At 72.2% G+C, this 18,351-nt stretch carries 18 protein-coding genes, 4 tRNA genes and 1 pseudogene; 8 read left to right on the top strand and 15 right to left on the bottom strand.

The features are described 5' to 3' along the window. Positions 1 to 160: 160 nt before the first annotated feature. A complete protein-coding gene (locus ACQEVM_RS04425; protein ID WP_433075159.1) occupies positions 161 to 1,180 on the top strand; it encodes an adenosine deaminase in 1,020 nt (339 codons plus the stop codon). Here ACQEVM_RS04425 and ACQEVM_RS04420 read toward each other — a convergent pair. The 4 genes and pseudogenes from ACQEVM_RS04420 to ACQEVM_RS04405 all read right to left on the bottom strand — a co-directional run bounded on the left by ACQEVM_RS04420 (position 1,170) and on the right by ACQEVM_RS04405 (position 4,999). Further along, entirely contained in the window at positions 1,170 to 1,586 is a 417-nt protein-coding gene (locus ACQEVM_RS04420; protein ID WP_433075156.1) for a hypothetical protein, read from the bottom strand. The genes ACQEVM_RS04425 and ACQEVM_RS04420 overlap by 11 nt on opposite strands. 15 nt (positions 1,587 to 1,601) lie before the next feature. Then, positions 1,602 to 2,672: pseudogene (locus ACQEVM_RS04415) on the bottom strand (UDP-N-acetylmuramate dehydrogenase); the annotation flags it as partial. 82 nt (positions 2,673 to 2,754) lie between these two features. Further along, complete coding sequence (locus ACQEVM_RS04410; RefSeq protein ID WP_433075153.1) at positions 2,755 to 4,245, bottom strand: DHA2 family efflux MFS transporter permease subunit; 1,491 nt, start codon at positions 4,243 to 4,245, stop codon at positions 2,755 to 2,757. 169 nt (positions 4,246 to 4,414) lie between these two features. Next, the gene (locus ACQEVM_RS04405; RefSeq protein WP_433075150.1) at positions 4,415 to 4,999 is read right to left on the bottom strand and encodes a TetR/AcrR family transcriptional regulator; all 585 of its coding nucleotides are present in this window, start codon (positions 4,997 to 4,999) and stop codon (positions 4,415 to 4,417) included. Positions 5,000 to 5,100: 101 nt separating this feature from the next. Between ACQEVM_RS04405 and ACQEVM_RS04400 the strand changes: the two genes are divergently transcribed. Then, positions 5,101 to 5,649, top strand: a complete 549-nt coding sequence (locus tag ACQEVM_RS04400) for an NADPH-dependent FMN reductase (RefSeq protein ID WP_433075147.1) — start codon at positions 5,101 to 5,103, stop codon at positions 5,647 to 5,649. Between the two features lie 76 nt (positions 5,650 to 5,725). On the opposite strand, the gene ACQEVM_RS04395 is transcribed toward ACQEVM_RS04400, so the two are convergent. The 5 genes from ACQEVM_RS04395 to ACQEVM_RS04375 form a co-directional block, all read right to left on the bottom strand. Beyond that, entirely contained in the window at positions 5,726 to 6,154 is a 429-nt protein-coding gene (locus tag ACQEVM_RS04395; RefSeq protein ID WP_351385751.1) for a MaoC family dehydratase, read from the bottom strand. A 1-nt stretch (position 6,155) separates the two neighbouring features. Further along, entirely contained in the window at positions 6,156 to 6,608 is a 453-nt protein-coding gene (locus tag ACQEVM_RS04390; RefSeq protein ID WP_267796335.1) for a MaoC family dehydratase N-terminal domain-containing protein, read from the bottom strand. Positions 6,609 to 6,812: 204 nt separating this feature from the next. Continuing rightward, positions 6,813 to 6,977, bottom strand: coding sequence for a 50S ribosomal protein L33 (gene rpmG / locus ACQEVM_RS04385; RefSeq protein ID WP_006604855.1), 165 nt, complete (start codon positions 6,975 to 6,977; stop codon positions 6,813 to 6,815). Between the two features lie 89 nt (positions 6,978 to 7,066). Continuing rightward, a tRNA-Met gene (locus ACQEVM_RS04380) sits at positions 7,067 to 7,139 on the bottom strand. A 48-nt stretch (positions 7,140 to 7,187) separates the two neighbouring features. Continuing rightward, positions 7,188 to 7,260 (bottom strand) — tRNA-Thr (locus ACQEVM_RS04375). Between the two features lie 373 nt (positions 7,261 to 7,633). On the opposite strand from ACQEVM_RS04375, the gene ACQEVM_RS04370 reads away from it, so the two are divergent. Together ACQEVM_RS04370 and ACQEVM_RS04365 are read left to right on the top strand one after the other, a co-directional pair. Next, positions 7,634 to 8,956 carry an amidohydrolase family protein gene (locus tag ACQEVM_RS04370; RefSeq protein WP_433075142.1) on the top strand — a complete coding sequence of 441 codons (1,323 nt, stop codon included), beginning with the start codon at positions 7,634 to 7,636 and terminating at the stop codon, positions 8,954 to 8,956. Positions 8,957 to 9,020: 64 nt separating this feature from the next. Further along, positions 9,021 to 9,677, top strand: a complete 657-nt coding sequence (locus ACQEVM_RS04365; protein WP_053682643.1) for an SDR family oxidoreductase — start codon at positions 9,021 to 9,023, stop codon at positions 9,675 to 9,677. A 46-nt stretch (positions 9,678 to 9,723) separates the two neighbouring features. On the opposite strand, the gene ACQEVM_RS04360 is transcribed toward ACQEVM_RS04365, so the two are convergent. After that, positions 9,724 to 10,164, bottom strand: coding sequence for a DUF3574 domain-containing protein (locus ACQEVM_RS04360; protein ID WP_433075139.1), 441 nt, complete (start codon positions 10,162 to 10,164; stop codon positions 9,724 to 9,726). A 104-nt stretch (positions 10,165 to 10,268) separates the two neighbouring features. Between ACQEVM_RS04360 and ACQEVM_RS04355 the strand changes: the two genes are divergently transcribed. Then, positions 10,269 to 10,766, top strand: coding sequence for a hypothetical protein (locus ACQEVM_RS04355; protein WP_433075136.1), 498 nt, complete (start codon positions 10,269 to 10,271; stop codon positions 10,764 to 10,766). A 59-nt stretch (positions 10,767 to 10,825) separates the two neighbouring features. On the opposite strand, the gene ACQEVM_RS04350 is transcribed toward ACQEVM_RS04355, so the two are convergent. Further along, positions 10,826 to 10,907: transfer RNA gene (locus tag ACQEVM_RS04350), tRNA-Tyr, on the bottom strand. 200 nt (positions 10,908 to 11,107) lie between these two features. On the opposite strand from ACQEVM_RS04350, the gene ACQEVM_RS04345 reads away from it, so the two are divergent. The 3 genes from ACQEVM_RS04345 (at position 11,108) to ACQEVM_RS04335 (ending at position 13,701) form a co-directional block, all read left to right on the top strand. Beyond that, positions 11,108 to 11,596: a YajQ family cyclic di-GMP-binding protein gene (locus ACQEVM_RS04345; RefSeq protein ID WP_433075134.1), complete on the top strand. Its 489-nt coding sequence runs from the start codon at positions 11,108 to 11,110 to the stop codon at positions 11,594 to 11,596. A 186-nt stretch (positions 11,597 to 11,782) separates the two neighbouring features. Continuing rightward, positions 11,783 to 11,857 (top strand) — tRNA-Ala (locus tag ACQEVM_RS04340). A gap of 410 nt (positions 11,858 to 12,267) precedes the next feature. After that, positions 12,268 to 13,701: a SulP family inorganic anion transporter gene (locus ACQEVM_RS04335; protein WP_433075131.1), complete on the top strand. Its 1,434-nt coding sequence runs from the start codon at positions 12,268 to 12,270 to the stop codon at positions 13,699 to 13,701. 52 nt (positions 13,702 to 13,753) lie between these two features. Here ACQEVM_RS04335 and ACQEVM_RS04330 read toward each other — a convergent pair whose 3' ends face one another. The 4 genes from ACQEVM_RS04330 to ACQEVM_RS04315 all read right to left on the bottom strand — a co-directional run bounded on the left by ACQEVM_RS04330 (position 13,754) and on the right by ACQEVM_RS04315 (position 18,338). Next, complete coding sequence (locus ACQEVM_RS04330; RefSeq protein WP_053682648.1) at positions 13,754 to 14,146, bottom strand: YccF domain-containing protein; 393 nt, start codon at positions 14,144 to 14,146, stop codon at positions 13,754 to 13,756. Beyond that, positions 14,143 to 15,006 carry a zinc metalloprotease HtpX gene (htpX, locus tag ACQEVM_RS04325; protein ID WP_433075128.1) on the bottom strand — a complete coding sequence of 288 codons (864 nt, stop codon included), beginning with the start codon at positions 15,004 to 15,006 and terminating at the stop codon, positions 14,143 to 14,145. Before htpX ends, ACQEVM_RS04330 begins: the two co-directional genes overlap by 4 nt. A gap of 222 nt (positions 15,007 to 15,228) precedes the next feature. After that, positions 15,229 to 16,788: an NADH-quinone oxidoreductase subunit N gene (locus tag ACQEVM_RS04320; RefSeq protein ID WP_433075125.1), complete on the bottom strand. Its 1,560-nt coding sequence runs from the start codon at positions 16,786 to 16,788 to the stop codon at positions 15,229 to 15,231. Further along, positions 16,785 to 18,338: a complex I subunit 4 family protein gene (locus tag ACQEVM_RS04315; RefSeq protein ID WP_433079802.1), complete on the bottom strand. Its 1,554-nt coding sequence runs from the start codon at positions 18,336 to 18,338 to the stop codon at positions 16,785 to 16,787. Before ACQEVM_RS04315 ends, ACQEVM_RS04320 begins: the two co-directional genes overlap by 4 nt. Between the last annotated feature and the right edge of the window lie 13 nt (positions 18,339 to 18,351).

Genomic DNA, 18,351 nt, shown 5'->3' with positions numbered 1-18,351 from the left:
GCGGGGCTTTCCGAGCGGTTCACGGGCGGCGGTTCCCCGGTCAGGGGGGCCGCCGTCCGTGCGTCCGCGAGGTCCGACAGGGTTCGCTCACGTGTTCGAGCAAGACCCCGATGGGTAAAACGCCCTCCCGCTCGGCGCGTGAGTACGGCAGGATCACCGGATGGAGCACGTACGCGATCTCACGCTTCTGCCGAAAGCCCACCTCCACCTGCACTTCACCGGCTCGATGCGCCCGTCGACCCTGCTGGAGCTGGCCGACAAGTACGGCGTGCGCCTGCCCGAGGCGCTGACCGGCGGGGAGCCGCCCAAGTTGCGGGCCACGGACGAGCGGGGCTGGTTCCGCTTCCAGCGCCTCTACGACACGGCCCGGTCCTGTCTGCGCGAGCCCGACGACATCCGCAGGCTGGTGCGCGAGGCCGCCGAGGAGGATGTGCGGGACGGCAGCGGATGGCTGGAGATCCAGGTGGATCCCACCTCCTACGCCCCGCTCCTCGGCGGGATGATCCCGGCCGTGGAGATCATCCTCGACGCCGTGGACGCGGCCTCCCGGGAAACCGGCCTGGGAATGCGGGTGATCATCGCGGCCAACCGCATGAAGCACCCCCTCGACGCCCGCACACTGGCCCGGCTCGCCGTCCGGTACGCCGATCGCGGCATCGTCGGCTTCGGCCTCTCCAACGACGAACGCCGCGGGATGGCCCGTGACTTCGACCGGGCCTTCGCCATCGCCCGCGAGGGCGGCCTGCTGGCGGCCCCGCACGGCGGGGAGCTGACCGGCCCGGCCTCGGTACGGGACTGCCTGGACGACCTGGACGCCTCCCGCATCGGGCACGGCGTGCGGGCGGCCGAGGATCCGCGGCTGCTGAAGCGGCTCGCGGACCGGCAGATCACCTGTGAGGTCTGCCCGGCGTCCAACGTGGCCCTGGGCGTCTACGAGCGCCCCGAGGACGTGCCGCTGCGCACGCTCTTCGAGGCGGGGGTGCCGATGGCGCTGGGGGCCGACGATCCGCTCCTGTTCGGATCCCGGCTCGCGGCCCAGTACGAGATCGCGCGCCGCCACCACGGTTTCACGGACGCGGAGTTGGCGGAGCTGGCCCGGCAGTCGGTGCGCGGTTCGGCCGCGCCGGAGGACGTCCAGGGGAAGCTGCTGGCGGGGATCGACCACTGGCTCACCGGGTGAGCCGCAGGTCTCCCTCGTAACAGTCGGCCCGGACCCGGTCGCCGTCCACGAAGCCGATCTCCAGATGGGTGCGCCCGGTCTCGGGGACGGCGTACTCGGCCACGGCGGCGACGGTCTCGCCGAGGTGGCGCAGGAAGGGGTGGTAGCCGAGGTCCTCGCCGACCTCGATGCGGCCCCACTCCCCCATGTCGTAGGGCGCGTGCGGGGACTCCGACTCGACGATGAGGCACTGGTCGGACCCGGTGGTGATCCGGGTGGACTCGCCCTCGTTGTCGATGAGCCACACGTCGAGCGGCGCCTCGGAGCGTTCGCCCTCGTAGACGTGCCAGGACGCGACGACGCTGCTGATCGTGCGTCCCACCAGCCGGGTGGGGTCCGTGCCGGCACCGTGCAGGGGGCATTGCATGGCGGCCGGGACTCCTCAGATGCTGACGCCGACCGTCACCGGTTCGTTGACCAGGGTGACGCCGAAGGCCGCGTGGACGCCCGCGACGACCTCGCGGGCCAGGGCGAGGAGGTCCTCGGTGGTGGCCTCGCCGCGGTTGGTGAGGGCGAGGGTGTGCTTGGTGGAGATGCGGGCGGGGCCGGTGCCGTAGCCCTTGGTGAAGCCGGCCTTGTCGATCAGCCAGGCCGCGCTGGTCTTCGTCCGGCCGTCGCCCGCGGGGTAGGCGGGCGGGGCGGTCTCGGCGCCGAGGCGGTCCTGGACCCGGGCGAGGAAGGCGGCGTACGCCTCGTCGGTCAGGATCGGGTTGTGGAAGAACGAGCCGGCCGACCAGGTGTCGTGGTCGGTGGGGTCCAGGACCATGCCCTTGCCGGCGCGCAGGCGCAGTACGGTCTCGCGGGCGACGGCTGCCGGGACCCGGTCACCGGCCTCCACGCCGAGGGCGCGGGCGGTCTCGGGGTACTTGATCGGCGCGGACAGGCCGCCGGCGTCTTCGAGTGCGAAGCGCACGCGCAGGACCACGTAGCGGTCGGGCTGGTCCTTGAAGGTGCTGTTGCGGTAGCGGAAGCCGCACGCTTCGGCGGGGAGGGTGACCGTTTCGCCGGTGGTTCGGTCGTAGGCGACGACCTCGGTGATGGTGTCGCAGACCTCCTGGCCGTACGCCCCGACGTTCTGGATGGGCGTGGCGCCGGCGGAGCCGGGGATCCCGGCGAGGCACTCGACGCCGGCGAGGCCGGTTTCCACGGTGCGGGCGACCGCGTCGCTCCAGTTCTCGCCGGCGGCGAGCTCCAGGCGCGTGCCGTCGAGGGTGAACCCGGTGGTCGCGATGCGCAGGGCGGTGCCGGCGAATCCCCGGTCACCGATGACGAGGTTGCTGCCGCCGCCGATGATCAGCAGCGGGGTGCCGCCGTCGTCCGCGGCACGGACGGCGGCGATCACCTCGGCGTCGGTGGTCGCGGTGACCAGGCGGGCCGCGGGTCCGCCGAGGCGGAAGGTGGTCAGCGGGGCGAGGGGGGCGTCGTGGAGTTCCTGCACGGGGACAAGAGTACGGTCCGTCCCCCTCGCATCCCTGCGGGGCCACGGACCGTACCGGTTCTTCGCCCGTGTCGGCGGGGTGCCCGCCGAGCCTGCCTCAGCCGGCGGCGGGCACCTTGGCGGGGGCCGGGGCGGAGACCTCGGGGCTCGCGGGAGTCGCGGAGAGGTCCTGGCCCGGGGCCTTGGCCCGGCGCGGGAGCAGGAGGGCGAGGCCTGCGGCGAGGGCGACGGCGACGGCGCCGATCCACAGGGCCGGGATCGTGCCGTCGGTGAAGGCCTGGGGGCTCTCGTAGCCGCCCTGGGCGGAGAAGACCGAGGCGAGGACGGCGACTCCGAGGGCGCCGCCGACCTCGCGGAGGGCGTTGTTGGTGCCGGAGGCCCTGCCCTGGTCGGCGGGGGACACGGTGGACATCAGCACGTTGGCGGCGGGGGCGAAGTACAGGGCCATGCCGATGCCGCTGAGGACGAGGGCGGGGAGCTGGGCGGCGTAGGAGACGTCGGCGCTGAGGATGACCGCGAACCAGCCGAGCCCGAGGGCCTGGAAGGCCAGTCCGGCGGCGACGACCGGCCGGCCACCGATGCGGTCGGAGAGGATGCCCGCGATCGGCGCGACGATCATCGGCATGCCGGTCCAGGGGAGCATGCGCAGCCCGGCCTCGGTGGGCGAGTAGCCGGCGACGCCCTGGAGGAACTGGGCGAGCAGGAAGATCGAGCCGAACATGCCGAGGAACATCAGCAGGCTGGCCAGGTTGATCCCGAGGAAGCCCCGGTTACGGAAGAGCCGCATGGGGAGCATGGGGTTCGCGTGGCGGAAGCCGTGGCGGATGAAGGCACCGACGAGCGCACTGCCGACGATCAGGCCGGTGAGCACGGGGGCGCTGGTCCAGCCGTCGGAGTTGGCGTTGACCAGGGCGTAGACGATGCCGAAGAGGCCGCCGCTGATCAGGATCGTGCCGGGGACGTCGAGGCGGGAGTCGGGGGCCGTGGACTCGGCGAGGCGCAGTCGGGCGAGGGGGATCAGGGCGAGACCGATCGGCACGTTGAGCCAGAAGATCCACTGCCAGGAGATGTGTTCGGTGAGGCTGCCGCCGATGAGGGGGCCGCTGGCGACGGCGAGGCCGGTGACGGCCCCGTAGATGCCGAGGGCCATGCCGCGTCGGGCGGCCGGGACGGCGGCGGTGAGGAGGGTGAGGGTGAGCGGCATCATGATCGCCGCGCCCACGCCCTGGACGGCCCGGGCGGCGATCAGCTCGTCTATGCCGGGCGAGAGGGCCGCGGCGGCGGAGGCGCCGGTGAAGATGGAGAGCCCGACGGTGAACAGCCGGCGGCGGCCGAAGCGGTCACCGAGGGCGGAGCCGAACATGAGGAGCACGGCGAAGGTGAGCGTGTAGGCGTTCACCGTCCACTCCAGGTCCTCCAGTTTGCCGCCGAGGTCCTCGCGGATCGCGGGCAGGGCGGTGGTGACGACGAGGTTGTCGAGGGCCGCCATGAAGCTGGCGACGCCGGTGAGGATGAGGGCCCAGACGGCGGGTGCCTTGAGTCTGGTGTCGGCGCTCGTGTCGCCGGTTGCGGTGCCTTGCCTGTCCACGGTTTCCCCCTACGGATGCTGCTTATTAGTTATCGATGACTAACTTTCTGGCCCGCACGACCGCCGGGACGGGGTCGAACGGTGTCCCGGCCGACGAAGCGGCCGGCCGCGCACTACGCCCTGTCGTCGAAGTCTCGCCTGGCCCGCGGCGCCACTTCGACGACAGGACCTAGGCGCTCGTACGGATGTCGGGCTCGGGGCCGTCCGCCTCGTCCAGGAGGCCGCACCCCTCCCAGACGCGGTGCTCGGGCGGGAAGCCCAGGGCGGAGAGGGTGTTGATGAGCATCCCGTGCGCCATGAACCCGGCGGTCTGGTCGGCGTCGCCGCCGATCGCCGCCCGCACGGTGTCCCACAGCTGCATCCAACCGGCCCGGACCATCACCCCGAACTCCGTCTCCCCCGCGGCCTCGGCGGCCGCGACGGCCACGTTCGACTGGAGTTGCATGAGGAGCTTGTCGGGGTGCTCGGCGATGAGCCGCTTGTACGTCTCCGCCATGGCCTTGAGCGCATCCTCGCCCCCGAGGCCCTCGGAGGCCTCCTCGAAGGCGAGCCGGATGTCCTCGGTGCAGCGGGCGACCGCCTCGATGAAGATCGCCTGCTTGCTCGGGAACAGCCGGAACAGGTAGGGCTGCGAGACGCCCACCCGCTTGGCGATCGTGTCGGTGGAGGTCCCGTGGTAACCGCCGCGAGCAAACTCGTGCGTCGCCGCACGGATGACGCTCTCGCGTCGCTCGTCTGCGCTCATCCTTGCCATGAGGCAAAGTTATTGCTCAATCACTAACTTGGTCAAGTCCTTCTCGGTCGCTTCCCCGATCCCGCCGGGCCGCGGCAGCACGCGGCCGTAGCATCACGCCCGTGACCCGAACCCCACACCTCGCCCTGATCAGCGGCAGCACCCGCGCCGGTTCCACCAACACCTCGGTGATCCTCACGGTTCCCGAGGTCCTCGGCGAGGCGGTGCGCGCCACGCCCTACCTCGACCTGACGAGGCTCCCGCACTTCAATCCGGACGACGACGTCGAACCCCTGCCGGCCGAGGTCGTCCGACTGCGCGAACTGATCGCGCGGGCGGACGCGGTGCTGTTCTGCACGCCGGAGTACGCGGGCGATCTCCCGGGCTCGTTCAAGAACCTGCTGGACTGGACCGTCGGCGGTGTCGAGATCGTGGACAAGCCGGTCGGTTGGATCAACGCGTCCTCGTCCCCGACCGGCGCCGCCGGGGCTCATCGGGCGTTGCGCACGGTCCTCGGGTACACGGGGGCGAGCGTCGTGGAGGAGGCCTGTGCCCGGGTGCCGGTGCCCCGGGCCGCCGTGGACGAGGGGACGGGGACGATCACCGACCCGGCCGTCCGCGAGGCGGTCGCGGAGGCCGCCCGCCGGCTGCTCGCCGCGGTCCCCCGATAGGACGTCCGCCGCGAGGCGGCGCCGCGGCGACCGCCGGACCGGGACGGCCCCGGCCCGGCGGTCGCGGGCACCGGCCTCAGGCCAGTCGGACCACCGCGCGCGACATGCCCAGGACCTTCTGTCCCGCGCTCATCGCCGTCAGGTCCACCCGGACCCGGTTGTCGTCCAGCTTGGCCGCCACCTTGGCGGTGACCTCGATCAGCGCGCCCTGCTCGTCGTTCGGGACGACGACGGGCTTGGTGAAGCGCACCCCGTACTCGACGACCGCGCCCGGGTCGCCCAGCCAGTCGGTGACCACGCGGATCGCCTCGGCCATGGTGAACATGCCGTGCGCGATCACGTCCGGCAGCCCGACCTCCTTGGCGAACTTCTCGTTCCAGTGGATCGGGTTGAAGTCGCCGGAGGCGCCCGCGTACCGGACGAGCGTGGCGCGCGTCACGGGGAAGGAGGCCGCCGGGAGTTCGGTGCCGACCTCCACGTCGGCGTACTGGATCTGCGCGGTCATCTCAGGCCTCCTGGGGAGCGCGGGACACGAGCTTGGTCCACGCCGTCACCACGTGCTCGCCGGAGGCGTCGTGGACCTCGCCCCGGATGTCGATGATGTCGTTGCCCGCGAGCGACTTCACGGCCTCGATGGTGGAGGTCACGGAGAGCCGGTCACCGGCCCGCACGGGGCGCACGTACGCGAACTTCTGGTCGCCGTGCACGACGCGGCTGTAGTCCAGACCCAACTGCGGGTCCTCGATGACCTGGCTCGCCGCCTGGAACGTGATGGCGAACACGAAGGTCGGCGGCGCGATCACGTCCTGGTGGCCGAGCGCCTTAGCGGCTTCGGGGTCGGTGTAGACGGGATTCTCGTCACCGACGGCGACGGCGAATTCGCGGATCTTCTCCCGGCCGACCTCGTACGGATCGGTGGGCGGGTAACTCCGCCCCACGAAGGTCTGGTCGAGGGCCATGGCTCACTACCTCCTGTTGAGGGACATGAAAGTCACGAGGAACACGTCACGGATCGCCGGCCGCGCCCCCTCGGGCGCGGGGACGTCACGCACGGGGATGGGAAGTGGGGCCGCGAAGGATCCGGACGCGGAAACGACACGAGGCCGCCCCCCGATGAAAGGGGACGGCCTCGTGACGGTGCCTGTATTCGAGACTCGCCAGGATCAGCGGGTCTCGCGGTGCGCGGTGTGCGAGTTGCAACGCGGGCAGTGCTTCTTCATCTCAAGACGGTCCGGGTCGTTACGCCGGTTCTTCTTGGTGATGTAGTTCCGCTCCTTGCACTCCACGCAGGCCAGCGTGATCTTCGGGCGGACGTCGGTGGCAGCCACGTGAGTGCTCCTTGACGGACAATTGGGACGGATGAACGCATACAAGAGTAGCCGACCGGGAGACCGACCCCGCAATCGGCTACTGTGTGTAGCGGCGACCGGACTTGAACCGGTGACACAGCGATTATGAGCCGCTTGCTCTACCGACTGAGCTACGCCGCTTTGATGTGATCGACTCCCCACCCGAGGGCGGGGAACCTCTCTCACCAGAGCCCCAATGCGGAATCGAACCGCAGACCTTCTCCTTACCATGGAGACGCTCTACCGACTGAGCTATTGGGGCGAGCGAGGAAGACATTACACGGTTGCCCGCCGATCGCCCAAATCCTTTGCGGGGCCCGGGCTCCGAGGGTCCGGTCCGGTCGGCCGGATCGGCCCGCCCATCCCTCCCGCCCCCGTTTCCCGCCGAGTTCCGGCTCGAATGTGGGTGAGGTCACACGGCCGGCACCGGTGATCACGCCCCGATCTCACGCTCTGTGCATCCCGAGCGCCCGCGCACGCCGGATCCCTTCGCGGGGGCACCACACCGGTACGACTATTTCGCTCCTCCGCGAACCGGGGAGTCCCGCGCCCTAGGCTCGGGGCACGCTGCGTGATCTTGGGCCGCGGGCCGCGGCCACGGAACCGGGATGCGCCCGAGCCACCGCAGGAGCGCGATGTCCGACAGCCCGCCGCAGCAGCCGTCCCACTCCCCGCACGGCGGCCGGGGCGAGGGCGGCGGCCACGGGTCCGCACACGGTCCCCGGAGCCACGCGGGTGGTCCCGCCGGCGGACCCGAGTCCACCACCCTGCTGCTCGCCGGCGCCCGCCTCACCGACGGCCGCACCGTCGACGTCCGGCTGGGCGGGGGTGGCCGCATCCAGGCCGTCGGGACCCCCGGGAGCCTGCCCGCCCCCGCGCTGTCCCGTGTCGACCTGAGCGGGTACCTGTTGCTGCCGGCCCCCGCCGAGCCGCACGCGCACGGCGACACCGCCCTGACCGCGGACGGTGAGGGGCCCGTCTCCCACGCCCCCGACGAGGTGCAGCGCCGGGCCACCGAGGCGGCGCTGCTCCAGCTCGGGCACGGCGCCACCGCCCTGCGCTCCCACGTACGGATCGGCGACGTCCACGGGCTCGGCCCGATGGAGGCCGTGCTCCAGGCGCGCCGCTCGCTGCGCGGCCTCACCGACCTGACCACCGTCGCCGTGCCCCGGCTGCTGACCGGTGTCGCCGGGGCGGACGGACTCGCCATGCTCCGGGACGCGGTCAAGATGGGGGCCTCCGTGATCGGTGGTTGCCCGGACCTCGACCCCGATCCCACCGGCTTCGTCGAGGCCGTCCTGGAACTCGCCGCCGAGCACGGCTGCCCCGTGGACCTCCACACGGACGGGGACGACCCGGTGCGCCTGGCCCGGCTCGCGGCCATGGCCGGCGGGCTGCGCCCCGGTGTCGGCATCGGCCCCTGCGGCGGTCTGTCCCGGCTCCCGCTGGACGTGGCGACCCGCGCCGCCGACCAACTGGCCGCGGCCGGCGTACGGGTCACCTGTCTTCCCCAGGGGGACTGCTCCGCCCTGGAGCGGCGCGGCCTGCGCACCGCACCGGTCCGGCTGCTGCGTGCCGCCGGGGTCCGGGTCGCGGCCGGGAGCGGGGCCCTGCGCGACGCCGGCAACCCGGTCGGCCGGGGCGACCCGCTCGAAGCGGCGTACCTGCTGGCCTCCCAGGGCGGGCTCCGGGCGGCGGAGGCCTACGAGACGGTCAGCGCCTGTGCCCGCGAGGCCATGGGCCTGCCCGAGGTGCGGGTGGAGGCGGGCTTCCCGGCGGAACTGCTCGCGGTGCGCGGGGACCGGATCGCCGGGGTTCTCTCGCTGGCGTACAGCCGGATCGTGATCCACCGCGGGCGCGTCGTAGCCCGGACGAGTGCCGTACGGGAGTACTGCGACTCGGCGGTCGCGGTGGCCCTGGACCTGCCCCGGCAGGGGCGTACCGAGCCCGGCCCCTGAGCGGCGGGGGCCGTTCGCCGCCGCTTCGCGGGCGGCGGCGCCCGGCTCGACGTACGGTCGGGGCATGCGCATCGTCATCGCGGGTGGACACGGTCGGATCGCGCTGCGGCTGGAGCGGCTGCTCTCCGCGCGCGGGTACGAGGTCGCGGGCATCGTCCGCGACCCGGAACAGGGCGACGACCTGCGGGACGCGGGGGCCGAACCGGTGCTCTGCGACCTGGAGTCGGCGACCGTCGAGCACGTGGCGGGGATCCTCCAGGGCGCCGACGTGGCCGTCTTCGCGGCCGGCGCGGGAGCGGGCAGCGGCATCGAGCGCAAGGACACCGTGGACCGGGGCGCGGCCGTCCTCTTCGCCGACGCGGCCGAACGGGCCCGCGTACGGCGCTTCCTGATGGTCTCCTCGATGGGCGCCGACGCCCGCCACGACGGGGACGAGGTCTTCGACCACTACCTGCGGGCGAAGGGCGAGGCCGACGACCACCTCCGCACCCGGCTGGGCCTGGAGTGGACGATCCTGCGGCCGGGCGCGCTCACCGACCAGGCCGGTACGGGTCTGGTCCGCCTGGAGGCGGACACGGGCCGGGGGTCGATCCCGCTCGACGACGTCGCGGCGGTCCTCGCGGAGCTGATCGAGACCCCGGCGACGGCGGGCCTGATCCTGGAGCTGCTCTCGGGCTCGACCCCGGTCTCGGTGGCCGTCAAGGACGTGGCGGGCAACTGACGCGGTTGCCCGGCGACCGGGTCCCGGCCCCCGGACCGCGGGTGGTTCAGAACCCGGCGCTCACCTTGTCGTCCGAACGGCCCACCGAGTCCTGCCGGAACCGGTGCTCGTAGGTCCGCCGGATGCGCTCGATGCGCGCGCCGCGCTCCTGCGCCTCCCCCTCCGGATACAGCAACACCACCTCGTACGAGGTCTCGTGGACGATCCGGCCGTCCCTGCCGCGCCATTGGCCCCGCCCGTGGTGGACGGTGAGTCCCTCGGGGAAGGCCGGGGTGATCTCGCCGTCCAGGAACCGGGTGAACTCCCCCTCCCCGACCGGCCTCTGACCGCCCGGGCGGTCAGTGCCGAAGTACAGCCGCGTCTCCTGGTACGGCTCCCCCACGCGGGTGTCCAGAGCCGCCCCGATCAGGGCCGGGATGCCGGCGCCGAGCAGGGCGAGCAGGACGCCGCCCCCGACCTTGCCTCGTGTGTCCGATGTCCGATGCACGGTCCTTGAACGACCCGACGTCCCCGTCGTTGCGCGGGAGGCGCCCGATAGGGTCACTGCGGATTCGGCCGCGGGGACGGTCGTACGAGGCACCGGGGTGGGGCATGGGCGACGGCGACTGGCGGATCGGCGAGGCGGAGGGTGCCCGGCTCGCCGCCCGGTGGTGGAAGTGGGCCCTGTCCGCGCCGGAGGACCGCAGCCCCGTCGGTGACACCACGGGGCGCAACGCCGGGTGGCGGCAGCCCGAGGACATCTGGTTCCTCGCCGGGACGCACGGCGGCCGCGTGGTGCGTCGGTGCACGGTCCCGGGCGGCCGGAGGTTGTTCTTCCCGGTGCTGAACACCCAGCGGGCGGCGGTCCCGTTCGTCACCAGGCCGTGGACGCCGACCGTGGCGCGGGCGCGGGCGCGCCTGAACAGCGTGCCGCTCAGGCTGGAGGAGTTCTCGTCGAGGCCGTTCCAGGCGCTGGGAATGCCCCGGGTCGCCTGGGGCCTGTGGTGCGGGCTCGACCCGCTCCCGGCGGGTCAGTACGTACTGGAGATCGCGGCGTCCGCGACGAACGGCTTCTGGGTCGACACGACATACCACCTGACGGTGGAGTGAGGGCGGCCGGAGAACGAAGAAGGCCCCCGTTCACTGGGTGAACGGGGGCCTCTTTCGCGTGGCGGCGCCAGGGTTCGAACCTGGGTAGGCTGAGCCGGCAGATTTACAGTCTGCTCCCTTTGGCCACTCGGGCACACCGCCAAGAGATGTTGCCGTTTTTCCGCCTTGCGGCGGCGCTCCGTGGCAACGACGTAAACAATACCCGATGGCCGGGGGTGCTTCGCCACAGGATTGATCAGCGCCGCACGCGGGCGCGGTGGCTAGGCTTTGCCGCGCGGGCCGGGGTTGTCCGGCCGCGCCCTCCGGGGCACCACACAGCCGACTTCAAGGAGCCACAGCACATGGCCGACTCCAGTTTCGACATCGTCTCGAAGGTCGAGCGGCAGGAGGTCGACAACGCCCTCAACCAGGCCGCCAAGGAACTCTCCCAGCGTTACGACTTCAAGGGCACGGGTGCGTCGATCGCCTGGTCCGGCGAGAAGATCCTCATGGAGGCGAACTCCGAGGAGCGCGTGAAGGCCATCCTCGACGTCTTCGAGACCAAGCTGGTCAAGCGCGGGATCTCGCTCAAGGCCCTGGACGCCGGCGAGCCGCAGCTGTCCGGCAAGGAGTACAAGATCTTCGCGACGATCGAGGAGGGCATCTCCCAGGAGAACGCCAAGAAGGTCGCGAAGATCATCCGCGACGAGGGTCCCAAGGGCGTCAAGGCCCAGGTCCAGGGCGAGGAGCTGCGCGTCAGCTCCAAGAGCCGCGACGACCTCCAGGCCATCCAGGCCCTCCTCAAGGGCAAGGACCTGGACTTCGCGATCCAGTACGTGAACTACCGCTGATCAGGGCCTCTGACCTGCAAAAGCGCTTCACGGCGGGCTTGGCAGGGCACAACGGGGGCGCGGCACCGAGCACCGTCTCGGCGGCTGCCCGCGTTGTGCCGTCGTCCGGCCACAGGTGCGGCTCGGCGAGCCCGTCGGAAAAATCGCCGGCCCTGTGGCGGGGCGGGCCGGCTATGATCACGGCAAGCGGGGTCGTAGCACAGAGGTAGTGCGCCTACACAGCATGGAGGAGGACGTCGGTTCGAATCCGGCCGCCCCGCCCCTTCCACCTTGAACGGCCTTTCATCGGCCTGCCGTCGAGAGATCCGGCAGAGCCGCGTCCGTGCGCGGTCGCGAGGGTGCCCGGGACGCGTCGGCCGCCGTTCCCGCGGCCGTGACCCCGCCTGCGGCGATGGACCCACGCGGTGAGGCATCCACCGGCAACGAGGTGGAGAGGCCCGTCACGGCTGCGCCCGTTCGTGTCCGTGGACGGGCTCGCGGCGCTCTGGTGCCGGTGGTTGCCGGTTCGGGGCGGTGTCCCGTCGTCCCCTGGCCGTCCGGGTGGTGGACCGCGCGTGTGCGGGGCGTGTGCGGCGCGTGCTCCGCCGTGGGCCCCTGTGGTCACTGGGCGGGGGCCGGTGCGCCCACCACGCTGGGTGACAACCATCCATCACGTGGCAGGGGGTTCTCGCATGCCTGGGGCCGGTACGTTTCGCGAAGACTTCGGGGCGTCCGTCGTCGTCGCGCTCGTCGCGCTGCCGCTCTGTGTGGGCGTCGCCGTCGCCTCCGGGGTGCCGGCCGAACTCGGCATCGTCACCGGAGTGGTCGGAGGCCTCGTCACCGGCTGGTTCCGCGGAAGTTCGCTCCAGGTCAGCGGCCCGGCCGCGGGGCTGACCGTACTCGTCTACGAGGCCGTGAAGGAGTACGGTCTGCCCGCGCTCGGGGTGCTGGTGGTGGCCGCCGGGCTGCTGCAACTCGGCATGGGGGCGCTCCGGCTCGGGCGGTGGTTCCGGGCGATCTCCGTCGCCGTGGTGCAGGGGATGCTGGCCGGGATCGGGCTCGTGCTGATCGCGGGTCAGTTGTACGCGCTGGGCGGGGTCCGGGCCCCCGGGCAGACCCTCGCGAAGCTGGGCGGGATGCACGTGCTCGGGGCGCAGGCCGACTGGGCCGCCGTGGCCCTCGGGGCCGGGACCATCGCCGTGATGGTGCTCTGGCGGCGCGCGCCGGCCCGGATCAGGATCGTGCCGGGGGCGCTCGTCGGCGTGGCGGCGGCGACCGCCGCGGCCGCCCTGTCGGGGCTCCCGGTGGACCGGGTGCGGGTGACGGGCGTGCTGGAGGCGGTGACGCTGCCGGCTGTGGACGACTTCGGGGTGCTGCTGTCCGCGGGAGCCGTCGGGACGGTGGTGGCGCTCGCGCTCATCGCCTCCGCGGAGACGCTGTTCAGCGCGGCTGCCGTCGACCGCATGCACGACGGGCCGCGCACCCACTACGACCGGGAGCTGGTCGCCCAGGGCGTCGGGAACCTCACCTGCGGGCTGCTCGGGGCGCTGCCGATGACCGCGGTGATCGTGCGCAGCTCCGCGAACGTGGAGGCGGGGGCGCGGACCCGGGCGGCGCGGGTGATGCACGGGGCCTGGCTGCTGCTGTTCGCCGTGGCCCTGCCGCAGGTGCTGGAGGTGGTGCCGCTCGCGGCGCTGGCCGGGGTGCTGCTGCACGCCGGATGGAAGTTGCTGCCGGCCAGGGCGGTGGCCGCGCTGTGGCGGACGCACCGGGGAGAGGCCGTGGTGCTGGTGGTGACCGCGTCCGCGATCGTGGCGACCAACCTGTTCGAGGGGGTGCTGGTCGGGCTGGGCCTGGCCGTCGCCAAGGCGGCCTGGGAGACCTCCCACGTGCACCTGGAGGAGGTCTGGGAGGGTGAGGTGCTGTGTGTCCGGGTGCTGGGGAACGCCAACTTCCTGCGACTGCCGAAGCTGTTGGACTCCCTGGACGCGCTGCCGCCCGGGCAGCTCGTACGGCTGGACCTGAGCGGGCTGCGGCACCTCGACCACGCCTGCCTGACGGCCCTCGACGGGTGGGAGCGGGCCCGTGCGCGTACGCCGCTGCCCGGCCGCGAGGGCGTCGCCTAGGCCGACACCCGGGGCCCCGGGCCCGTGGGCCCGGGGCCGTCCGCCCCGCGGGTCAGCGGGAGGCGAAGGGGGCGTCGGTCGGGACGATCTCGCGGCCCAGCGGGAGCAGGGAGAGCGGGACCATCTTGAAGTTGGCGATGCCGAAGGGGATGCCGATGATCGTGACGCAGAGCGCGATGCCGGTGACGATGTGGCCGAGGGCCAGCCACCAGCCCGCCAGAACCAGCCACAGGACGTTGCCGACGCAGGAGCCGGCGCCGGAGTCGTGGCGTTCGACGGTGGTGTAGCCGAAGGGCCACAGGGCGTACACCGCGATGCGGAACGCGGCGATGCCGAAGGGGATGCCGATGATGGTGATGCAGAGGATCACACCCGCGAGGCAGTAGCCGAGGAACAGCCAGACGCCGCTGAGTACGAGCCAGATCACGTTCAGGATTGTCTTCACTGCGTACGGCCTGCCATCTGTTCGAGCCGGGCGATGCGCTCGGCCATCGGGGGGTGTGTCGAGAACATCCTCGACACACCCTCACCGGGGCGGAAGGGGTTGGCGATCATCATGTGGCTCGCCGTCTCCAGACGTGGCTCCGGGGGCAGCGGCAGCTGTTTGGTGCCGGCGTCCAGCTTGCGCAGGGCGCTCGCCAGGGCCAGCGGGTCGCCGGTGAGCTGGGCTCCGGAGGCGTCGGCCTCGTACTCGCGCGAGCGGCTGATGGCGAGCTGGATCACGGACGCGGCCAGCGGGCCGAGAATCATGATCAGCAGCATGCCGAACAGGCCGGGTCCCTCGTCGTCGTTCGAGCGGCCGATGGGGATCAGCCAGGCGAAGTTGACCAGGAACATGATCACGGAGGCGAGTGCTCCGGCGACGGACGAGATGAGGATGTCGCGGTTGTAGACGTGGCTCAGCTCGTGGCCGATCACCCCGCGCAGCTCGCGTTCGTCGAGGATGCGCAGGATGCCCTCGGTGCAGCAGACCGCGGCGTTGCGCGGGTTGCGGCCGGTGGCGAAGGCGTTGGGGGCCTCGGTCGGCGAGATGTAGAGCCGGGGCATGGGCTGGCGCGCGGAGGTGGAGAGCTCGCGGACCATGCGGTACAGCTCGGGTGCCTCGAACTCGCTCACGGGGCGGGCGCGCATCGCGCGTAGAGCCAGCTTGTCGCTGTTCCAGTACGCGTACGCGTTCGTCCCGAGGGCGATGAGGACGGCGACGATCAGGCCGCCCCGCCCGAAGAAGCTTCCGATGACGATGATGAGTGCGGACAGCCCGCCGAGGAGTACGGCGGTCTTCAGCCCGTTGTGCCGGCGGTGCACGGTACGCCCTCCAAGTGGTGCGGCAGGGGGACCCCGTCCAGGATCTTCGGTGCGAAGGGTCTCCGGTCCAGTGGACCCTTCCTTCCTGGTCAACGCGAGGTGAGGGCGTCTGGTTCCCGGGGCACGACGGGGACGCCGCACCGGTGGGCGGGGCGGCGGGGCGGCCGTGGGCACTGCTCCGTACGGGTCACGGCGTGCGGGACGGACGGGCGGGGCGGGCGTCTACTGCGGGAAGAGGCTGCCCGCGGCGAAGCGCAGGATCAGCTGCGGGGCGCCCGAGAGGACCAGGGCGGCGACTCCGGTGAGCACGATGGCGACGGTGATCGGCAGGGGGGCCCTCACCCGGGCCCCGGCGGGCGCCACGCCCTCCCCCGCGCCCTCGCCCGCGGCCTCCCGCGGGGCGCGGAAGAGCAGGGCCGTCCAGCGCAGGTAGTAGTACAGGGCGATCACGACGTTGATCGCCATCAGTACGGCCAGCCAGCCCAGGCCGGCGTCGACCGCCGAGCGGAACACGGTGACCTTCGCGAAGAGGCCGATGAGGCCGGGCGGCAGTCCGGCCAGGCACAGCAGGAAGAAGGCCAGGGCCAGGGCGGCGGCGGGGCGCTCGGCGTACAGGCCCCGGTAGTCGTCGATGCGGTGCAGCGGCTTGGTGCGGGCGACCAGGGCGGCCACGGCGAAGGCACCGAGGTTCACGGCCGCGTACATGAGGGCGTAGGCGACGGTGGAGCCGATCTGGTCGCGGTCGGAGTACGCGGCGGCGGCGATCGGGACCAGCAGGTAACCGGCCTGGCCCACCGAGGACCAGGCGAGGAGGCGGACGGCGCTGTTCGGGCGGTCGGCGGACTGGCGCAGGGCGGCGACGTTGCCGACGGTCATGGTCAGCGCGGCGAGGACGGCCAGCGCCGGGCCCCAGATGTCGGAGTACGCGGGGAAGGCGATGACGGTGACGAGGATCAGGCCGGTGAAGCCGACGGCCTTGCCGATCACCGAGAGATAGCCCGCGATGGGCAGCGGGGCGCCCACGTAGGTGTCGGGGACCCAGAAGTGGAAGGGGACGGCCGCCGTCTTGAAGGCGAAGCCGACGAGGGTGAGGGCGACGCCCGCCATGGCGAGGGTGTCGAACCGCGCGGGCACGTCTTCGAGCCGGTCGGCGACCTGGGCGAGGTGCAGGGAGCCGGTGGCCGCGTAGACGAAGGCGACGCCCATCAGGGACACGGCGGTGGCGGTGACCGAGGACAGGAAGAACTTGAGGGCGGCCTCGGAGGACAACCGGTCGCCGCGGCGCATGCCGACGAGGGCGAAGGCCGGCAGCGAGGCGACTTCGAGGGCGACGATCAGGGTGGCGAGGTCCCGGGAGGCGGGCAGCAGGGCCGCGCCGGCGGCCGAGGAGAGCAGCAGGAACCAGTACTCGCCCGCCGGCATGCGGGCGTCGCCTACGGCGGTGACCGACAGCAGGGCGGTGACCAGGGCGCCGGCCAGCACCAGGAACTGCACGACGAGCGCGAAGTGGTCGGCGGTGTAGCTGCACGCGCCGGGGTCGCCGGTGAGGCAGAAGGTGGCACGGTCGCCGGCGCGCAGCGGCAGCAGGGAGGCGGTCGCGACGGCGAGCCCGGCCACGGAGACCCATCCGAGCAGCGGCTTGCGCTGCTCGGGCAGGAAGAGGTCCGCGACCAGGACGACGAGGGCGACGGCGGCGGTGATGACGACGGGGGCGATGGCGAGCCAGTCCACGGACTGGACCAGGCTCGGGGTCTGCGCGCCCGCGGCGGACAGGACCGTCATGAGTTGCCTCCTGCGAGGAGCTTCTGGACGGCCGGGTCGGTGAGGCCGAGGAGGACGGCGGGCCACAGGCCGGCGAGGACGGTGAGGGCGACGAGCGGGGTCCAGGCGGCGAACTCGTAGTGCCGGACGTCCGCGACGGTGATCTCGGGTCCGGCCTTCGGGTCGCCCATGCAGACCCGCCGTACGACGACCAGGAGGTAGGCGGCGGTGAGCAGCGTGCCGGACGCGCCGACGGCCGTGTACGTGAGGAACGCCGACCGGGGCAGTCCCTCGGCCGGGTCGAACGCGCCGAACAGGGCCAGCATCTCGCCCCAGAACCCGGCGAGGCCGGGCAGTCCCAGGGAGGCGACGGCGGCGAAGGCGAGGAGCGCGCCGAGGCGGGGGGCGCGGCCGTAGAGGGCGGCTCCGGTCGCCCCGGCGAGGGTGTCGAGGTCGGCGGTGCCGTAGCGGTCCTTGAGTGCGCCGACCAGGAAGAAGAGGAGCCCGGTGATCAGGCCGTGGGCGATGTTGGCGAACAGCGCGCCGTTGACGCCGGTGGGGGTCATGGAGGCGATGCCGAGGAGCACGAAGCCCATGTGGCCGACGGAGGAGTAGGCGATGAGCCGCTTGAGGTCGCCCTTGTTGCCCTTGCGGGCCAACGCGAGGCAGGCGAGGGACCCGTAGACGATGCCGACGACGGCGAACGCGCCGAGGTAGGGGGCGAAGGTGGCCATGCCGTCGGGGGTGATCGGCAGCAGGATGCGGACGAAGCCGTACGTGCCCATCTTCAGCATCACGCCCGCCAGCAGCACCGATCCGACGGTGGGGGCGGCGGTGTGCGCGTCCGGCAGCCAACTGTGCAGGGGCCACATGGGGGTCTTCACGGCGAGGCCGAGGCCGATGGCGAGTACGGCCAGGAGCTGGGTGGTGTGGGACAGTTCGCGGCCGTTGTCGGAGGCGAGTGCCACCATGTCGAAAGTGCCGCTGTCCAGCCCGATCAGCAGCAGGCCGAGCAGCATGACCACGGAGCCGAGGAGGGTGTAGAGGATGAACTTCCAGGCGGCGGCCTGCCGCTGAGCGCCGCCCCAGCGGGCGATGAGGAAGTACATCGGGATGAGGACCATCTCGAAGGCGAGGAAGAAGAGCAGCAGGTCCAGGACGGCGAAGGTCGCGAGGGTGCCGGACTCCAGGACGAGCAGCAGGGCGACGAAGGCCTTCGGGGAGGGGCCCTCGGGGAGCTTGAAGTAGCTGTAGAGCGCGCAGAGGAAGAACAGCAACGCGGTCATCAGGAGGAGGGGGAGCGAGATGCCGTCGATGCCGAGGTGGATCCGGATGTCCAGCGCCGGGATCCAGCCGATGTCCGTCGTCGCCTGGAAGCGGGACGGGGCGTCGTGGTCGAAGCCCAGGGTCAGGGCGATCGTCGCGGCGAGGATCACGCCGGTCACGGTCACGCCGTGGCGCAGCACGGCCTGTTCGGGGCTCTTGCCCTTGAGGCCGGGCGGGGCCGGCAGGAGGGCGGCGACGGCGCCGAGGAGCGGTACGGCCACGACGAACGCCAGGAGGAACTGCATCACGGACGGGCTG

The sequence above is a fragment of the Streptomyces sp. CA-243310 genome (assembly GCF_050936775.1).
GTDB lineage: Bacteria > Actinomycetota > Actinomycetes > Streptomycetales > Streptomycetaceae > Streptomyces.
The sequence above is the reverse complement of the archived record's forward strand: the minus strand, read 5'-3'. Positions and strand labels throughout refer to the sequence as shown.